6 protein-coding genes are annotated in these 6,690 nt (G+C 44.5%); 5 read left to right on the plus strand and 1 reads right to left on the minus strand.

The features are described 5' to 3' along the window. Nucleotides 1-29: 29 nt before the first annotated feature. The 5 genes from POG22_RS12790 to POG22_RS12810 all read left to right on the plus strand — a co-directional run bounded on the left by POG22_RS12790 (nucleotide 30) and on the right by POG22_RS12810 (nucleotide 6,134). On the plus strand, nucleotides 30-167 hold the full coding sequence (locus tag POG22_RS12790; RefSeq protein WP_017660054.1) for a hypothetical protein: 138 nt from the start codon (nucleotides 30-32) through the stop codon (nucleotides 165-167). A gap of 8 nt (nucleotides 168-175) precedes the next feature. Next, nucleotides 176-664, plus strand: a complete 489-nt coding sequence (aroQ, locus tag POG22_RS12795) for a type II 3-dehydroquinate dehydratase (RefSeq protein WP_498905663.1) — start codon at nucleotides 176-178, stop codon at nucleotides 662-664. A gap of 194 nt (nucleotides 665-858) precedes the next feature. Continuing rightward, nucleotides 859-1,449, plus strand: coding sequence for a Uma2 family endonuclease (locus POG22_RS12800; RefSeq protein WP_498905665.1), 591 nt, complete (start codon nucleotides 859-861; stop codon nucleotides 1,447-1,449). Between the two features lie 45 nt (nucleotides 1,450-1,494). Then, nucleotides 1,495-5,226 (plus strand): hypothetical protein, encoded by a 3,732-nt coding sequence (locus POG22_RS12805; protein ID WP_498905667.1) that lies wholly within the window; start codon nucleotides 1,495-1,497, stop codon nucleotides 5,224-5,226. A gap of 17 nt (nucleotides 5,227-5,243) precedes the next feature. Then, nucleotides 5,244-6,134, plus strand: coding sequence for a hypothetical protein (locus tag POG22_RS12810; RefSeq protein WP_498905669.1), 891 nt, complete (start codon nucleotides 5,244-5,246; stop codon nucleotides 6,132-6,134). 443 nt (nucleotides 6,135-6,577) lie between these two features. Here POG22_RS12810 and POG22_RS12815 read toward each other — a convergent pair. Then, nucleotides 6,578-6,690 (minus strand): transposase (locus POG22_RS12815; RefSeq protein WP_498903168.1); only part of this gene is annotated, 113 nt, incomplete at its 5' end.

Genomic DNA, 6,690 nt, shown 5'->3' on the forward strand with positions numbered 1-6,690 from the left:
CAGGCCGCACTGAAGGAGCTATCTGATTGATGGACTACATTGAAAAGGTATTGGAGAAGGTTCGGGACTGGGCGCGGAAACTCATCGACGCCTTGTTAGGCCCCGACGTTCGCCCCGAACCCGAACCCATTCCAATTCCCGTTGACGATCGCCGAATTCGTCGGTAGTCTAATTGGTGTCCTCTGCGTCTACAGACTGGCTTAGAACGCTCGTCCTCCACGGGCCAAATTTAAATCTTCTAGGTCAGCGAGAACCCAACGTCTACGGCTCGGTGACACTAGACGAGATCGATCGCCTGATCGATCTAGAAGCACGGACTTTACACGTTAAAGTTTCGTGCTTTCAGTCTAACAGTGAAGGTGGGTTAGTCGATGCTGTCCAACAGGCTTGGGGGCAGTACGATGGGTTGTTGATCAACCCCGCCGCGTACACCCACACCAGCGTAGCGCTACGAGACGCGATCGCGGCGGTAAAAATCCCAACTGTTGAAGTCCACTTGAGCAACATTCACCAGCGAGAATCCTTTCGCCATCACTCGTACATCGCACCGGTGGCGATCGGTCAAATTAGCGGTTTTGGATATTACAGCTATATTTTAGGGCTGCACGCCCTCACACACTACCTGCGCGATCGACAGCCATCTCACTCGACTAGCGAGGAGTAAGGCGTTAAGGCTTCCCTTGAAGCTTACCAGATAGAGCTGTTTGGTAAATTCGGCAAGGAGTTCGCCAAACGGCTTTATTTTATTCAGTTTATTGATTTTTTATTCAATTTAATTTATCGAGTTCGATATATTGATTTTTTATTCAATTTAGTTTAAAATGAGATCGTAACAGTCACAGCGGAGGGTTCGAGACGATGGTTGCAGCATTTGACTCGTTCGAGATGACCGCTTCAGAGTATTTGACATGGGAGCCGTTGCAAGATTTACGCTACGAATTCATCAACGGACAAGTCGTCGCTATGACTGGCGGGACGATCGCTCACAACGATATCGCACTCAACCTCAACGATCGATTACGAGCCGCTTTGCGTCCGAAAGGCTGTCGGGTAAACGTCGCAGATGTAAAAGTGCAGGTAGAAGCGACGGGAAATTACTTTTACCCGGATGTCATCGTCAGTTGCGACGATCGAGATCGAACGGCGACGACAGAGATTCGCTTTCCCGAGTTGTTAGTTGAAGTACTCTCTCAGGCGACTGAAGCCAAAGATCGCGGACGCAAATGGGAAAACTACCGCCAACTTCCAACGTTGCAAGAATACCTCCTCGTTAACACTAGCCATCGACTCGTCGAGCGTTTTCGGCGACAAGAGACATTTTGGACGTATCGCACCTACAGTGTCGGCGAAGTGTTGGAATTAGAAAGCGTCGGGTTGTCTGTGGCGGTAGAAGCGATTTATGCAGGAGTGACGTTAGACGAAGACGATAGGAAAACTCAAACCGATTAATTCGATCGAACATTGCAGAGAAACTGGATTTTAGAGGAGTTTGTCATGGAGAACCGCGAACTGTTGCGACGTTACCGCCAAGGCGATCGCGATGCGGGGTATCAACTCGCCAGAAAACTCGATACCTCAACCGAGATTTTGCGCGAACTCGCCGAAAGTGAAGATTTGCAGATTGCAGAAGAGGCGAAATGGCACGTCAATCTCGCGGGGGAAGCCGAAGAAAATTGGCAAGCCGAAGTTGATGCGGCGATGGAAGCGGCGGATTTGGAACAAAACGATCGCCTAGTGGTGGAGATGCTGAAACTCGGATCGGTTCCCGAGATGTTTCTGAGCCAGTGGCTTCCCGTTGACGCAGGGATTCGGAATTTAAAGTATCCCGATTTACCGGAACGATACGCGAAACGTTTGTTCGATCGCCTATTTCGAGATCCAGATTTTTCCAAGCCAAAGTTACAATCTCTTCTGAAAACGGCGAAATTACCTTTATCAATTTTCACCCGATTTATCGGCGATCGCGATCCGTCAATTCGTGCGGCGGTTCGCAGCAATCCCTACTGTCTTCAATCTCTCCTCGAAGAATTCGATCGAACCGAAGAGACAGCCAAAAACCAAAATGCCGATCCAGAAACGTTAGCCGAACTCGCCAAAATGGATTGGTTTGAGGTTCGTAAAGCCGTTGCCGAAAATCCAAATACCTCAGTTGAAATTCTCGATCGATTGGCATTTCAATGCAGTTTAAAACCCGAAGAATCCGTTGAGATTGCCTTGGCGATCGCTCGAAACCTACAAGCTTCAGAAACGGCACTTGAGAGATTATCTCACCACGCTGACGCTCAAGTTCGCGAAGCGGTTGTTGAAAATCTAAATACAAGTGAATTGACCCTCGAACGTTTGTTTAATGAAAGCTACGAGCGAATCTCAGCATATCTTCAAGAATATCGAAGATCTCGCTTTCATATTCCTAGGACGCTTGAATCTCAATTCACGAGTTCTATTCCTGAATTCTGCGCGATTTCCCAACATCCTAACTTATCTCAACATGCAGTTGAAGAACTTTCGGATTTATTGCTGCAATTTAAAAACTTAGAGTTATTTAAGCATTTTGCAGATCAAGAAAAAGCTCCTTCTTTAATCTTAGAAGCAATCACAAATTGGGTTTCTCCACCTCAAATACTTAAGCGAAACTTGAAGAAAAGGAAACCCGACATTCCCACTTCTCTCATCGAAAAGATATACCCTCTTATTTTTCAGTACGAAAGCTCTGGAAAGTGCTGTCATTTTTTAGGTTTTTTGCGGCTAAACTTAGATAATTCAGAGATGTTAAATAAACTTTCTGAGTTGTGGAACGATCGCTTAAAACAATTAACACTTCCCGAGTCTGCGGGATTAAAATGGATGTCGAATTGTTTGTGGCCGTCGCGATGTAAAGAAGATGATGAATTACTGCAAAAATATCCAAACCTTAAATATTTGCATAGTTTCTTGAGATGGGAATCTAGACTTTCCGATCCCACCTATGACGACGAACAAATTGCGATCGCCCTCTGTCAAAACTCAAGTATTTCTGAAACGATAAAAAATCGACTTCCCGTCAACTGTTCTAAATTTTTCTCGAAGTCAAAGCCAAATTCTAACCCGATAGTACAAACGAAAAAATCTCAACAGCAAGAGTGGAAAGTGCGTGAAGATCGCCACAAAAAGCGGATACTCGCTCGCCAAACTCGAGATCTAGAAAAACTCAGTCAGCTTGTCGAAGATTCCGACGAAGAAATCCGTTTAATTCTTACTGAGCGTTGTTCGACTTTACCCTTGTTGATTTTGCGAAAATTAGCGCGAGATGCGAGTGTTAACGTTCGGCTTCGTCTCATCAATCCATCCAAACCTTTGAATCCCGAAATCTTTTCGGTAATTTTAGAAATTTTGGCTGAAGATATCGCACCAAAGGTACGAGAAGAAGTCGCGAAACAACCCGATACACCAGTTGAGAGTTTACGAAAACTCTCACGAGATCGAAATGCCTATGTTCGCCAACAAATCCTTCGCAATCCCAATACTCCCAGCGATGTATTGATGGATTTTTTTGAAGAATTATTGCGAAATTCTGAAACATTAAGACAACAGCTCGATCGCGATCGACTCCTTCGGAAATTTCCTCCAAACCTTCTCGCCGCCATCGCAAAACATCCAGACTGTACGATTCGCTATCGCGTCGCCTGTCATCCTAATACATCGAGCGAAACCCTAACCCAATTGGCAAAAGATTCGTATCTTCCCACGGTGAGAACCGTTGCCAAACATCCTAACACACCGGCGAAAGCGTTGGAACGATTGAGTCAGCGGAAAGACTTTACGACTCGCTATAACACGCTCACAAATCCTAACTTGTCCGAGGCGGTTATCTCGAACCTGTTTGAAAACGAAGGATATTGGGAAAACCAGCCTTTAGGAGAGGGGGAACATACAGAAGTTCCCGTCGATCGCGATCGTTTCCGTCAGGCGATCGCGCGTCATCCCAATACCTCGATCGAAATTCTGAAAACCCTCGTCGAAGAAGCGTTCGATCCCGAAGAAAACACCGAACAGTTAAAAGCGATCGTCAGCAATCCGAACCTGACATCAGATCTTCTCGATATTGCCATCGAACGCGCCAGTGTTGAAGTTCGTCAAGCGATCGTCGGACATCCCCAGCTAACGCTTCAACAGTGGGAACAATTGGCGATCGATCGAGATGTACGAGTGCGCGAAGTCGTGGCGATGTCTGCGACACTTCCGGCGATTATCGACATTTTACAACAAGACGAGAGTGCGACAGTGCGTCGGAATCTGGTTTTCAACCAACATTTACTCGAACCGTTGTTGGAACAGTTGGCGCAAGATATCGATTCCAGTGTACGTCAGGCGGTGTTACAGCAGGTTTTAAACAGCGACAATCCACCGATTTCTGTATTGGCGAAACTGGCTGACGCACCCGAAACCGAAATTCGTCAATCGATCGCCAACCATCCCAACGTCAACGATACGATTTTAGAGCATCTCATCCACGACGATCGCGCCAGCGTTCGTCAAGAGATTTTAGACAATCCTAACCTCTCCGTTTCCTTACTCGAACAGTTGGCGCAAGATATTGATTCCAGTGTACGTCAGGCGGTGTTAAAGCAGGTTTTAAACAGCGACAACCCACCGATTTCTGTATTGGCGAAACTGGCTGATGCACCCGAAACCGAAATTCGCCAAGCGATCGCCAACCATCCCCACGCCAACAGTGCAATTTTAGCGAAACTGGCTGATGCACCCGAAACCGAAATTCGCCAAGCGATCGCCAACCATCCCAACGTCAACGATACGATTTTAGAAAAACTTGCCAACGACGAGAAAATCAGCGTTCGTCAAACGGTTTTGGATAACCCTAAAACGCCGATTTCTCTTCAAGAAACAATTCCAGAATGGCAGTACCGTCCGTCTCCTTTAGGAAATCGTACCACAAGTCCCACTCTTCGAGGTGCGATCGTTCCTTTTAATCCAAAAACTGACGAGCGATCGCAAATCCTCGCCCAATATACTCAGTCTACCGTACCGTTTATTCGGCTGATGGCATTGATGAATCCCCAAACGCCTGTTGCGGCGTTGGAAGAGGGAAGCACATCGTCGTTTTGGTTAGAACGTTATGCTGTTGCGAACAATTCAGCTACTCCTCAAGAATTGCGGGAAAAATTAGCTTACGATAGCCATTGTCTCGTTCGCGCTGCTGCTAAAGCACAGTTGTCAAACCCAGATTAATCCACAAAGAGGAAGTTATGAAACCCGAAGCGATTCAAAAACTAGCCACTTTGGAAACTTTAATGAGAAGTCCGATTTACTGGGATGGTGAAGAACGGGGAGAGTTGAATGTATTAGATTTACTCATAGCGGAAAATTTTGTCACGCCAACCGATCCGAAATTTGCGATTTATGATTGGGAATGTCTGGAGGAGCGAGGTTGCGTTATTGAGGAATATAATCCTGGCGATCGCGACAATGTTTTAGATAAAGCTACCCAAGAGCTTCGAGAAACTATTTATCGAGAAGTTTTAGATATTCTCAAATCCGAGTTTACCGAAGTTGTCGGACTTGAGTTTAACTGTAAAAAACGTCAAGATTTTTTTGAGTTTTCTGAGGGATTGTTCTCATTTTATACGATATTGGGTAAAACTAAAAATAATGATTGGATTTGTGTTATTCCAACTTTGCCTCGAGAAATCACTTTTTATGAAGAGGACTATCCGGGAAATGAGTTAGTCCCTCCAAGTCAAGACTCGGGAATTCATATTGAAACTTTAGCGTTGTGCGATCGCCTGCAAAAAACGCTCGATCGCCTTCCAGTTATTAGTATTTATGGATACTATGGTGGCGGATATGATTATCGCTACAATCATAGGATTCTCTGCGAAGCATCTTCTAATCGATCGACAGCCTTTCAAAATGCTTTGATTAAAGCGGGAGCGCTCGAAATTCGTGCATTTGAGAATATAAATGAGGGTTTGTGGCATCTAAAAGTCGCGGAGTTTTTTAATTCTGACAACTTTCCTTATCTTTTCCTCTATCGTATAAGTTTTTGGGATCGCGATTATATTTATGTTTGGGGACTGGCTTCAGATGTCGATTGGATTGGCTGGCAAACTGGACTTGATTTCGAGTATAATCCGTAATTTAAAGTTGATTCAATATTGGAAGATTGGCGAAAATTTAAAATCTTGAATATTCCGAGAATCTGAAGAGATGATTGTTCCATAAAATAGGATTTAAAACGAGAAAATCGGGATCTTCGGAGTTTGAGGTTATAATGGAGGAAATTTAAAAATGAGTTTTTTGTAGAAGACTTGGTGAATTCACTCAAAGTAAGAGTGAAAAACTTGGTCGGAGAAGGCGACGTAATATTTTTGTAGCTAGGCTTGAGAGAAGAAAAATTCGCCTATAATCATTGTGGTGAGAAGACGGACGAACTTAACCAAACACGAAATGTAATAGTTCGATATTTTCTCATTTCGGGTCAACTCGTATATTTTAAAAACACCACAACAGGAAGAAATTGTTAAAGGGTACATCTCAAAAATGTAAATCTATACGGCTCTTCCGAACTTAAGATGCAGAATCAATCTGAAAAAATCATAGAAAGCTGACTCCTAAGCTCAAAGTTGCAGAAATTACGAAATCCATAAGCTTTGCGTTTAATCAGCTTTAACTTGTTGTTTAAACCTTCCACAA

Origin of the sequence: Geitlerinema sp. CS-897 (assembly GCF_028368005.1) — a bacterium.
Lineage (GTDB): Bacteria > Cyanobacteriota > Cyanobacteriia > Cyanobacteriales > Geitlerinemataceae > Baaleninema > Baaleninema simplex.

Bases quoted from the DNA above. Each gene is read 5' to 3' on its own strand.
- POG22_RS12805 (WP_498905667.1), top strand. From the start codon at position 1,495: ATGGAGAACCGCGAACTGTTGCGACGTTACCGCCAAGGCGATCGCGAT.
- POG22_RS12790 (WP_017660054.1), top strand. From the start codon at position 30: ATGGACTACATTGAAAAGGTATTGGAGAAGGTTCGGGACTGGGCGCGG.
- POG22_RS12800 (WP_498905665.1), top strand. From the start codon at position 859: ATGGTTGCAGCATTTGACTCGTTCGAGATGACCGCTTCAGAGTATTTG.
- POG22_RS12810 (WP_498905669.1), top strand. From the start codon at position 5,244: ATGAAACCCGAAGCGATTCAAAAACTAGCCACTTTGGAAACTTTAATG.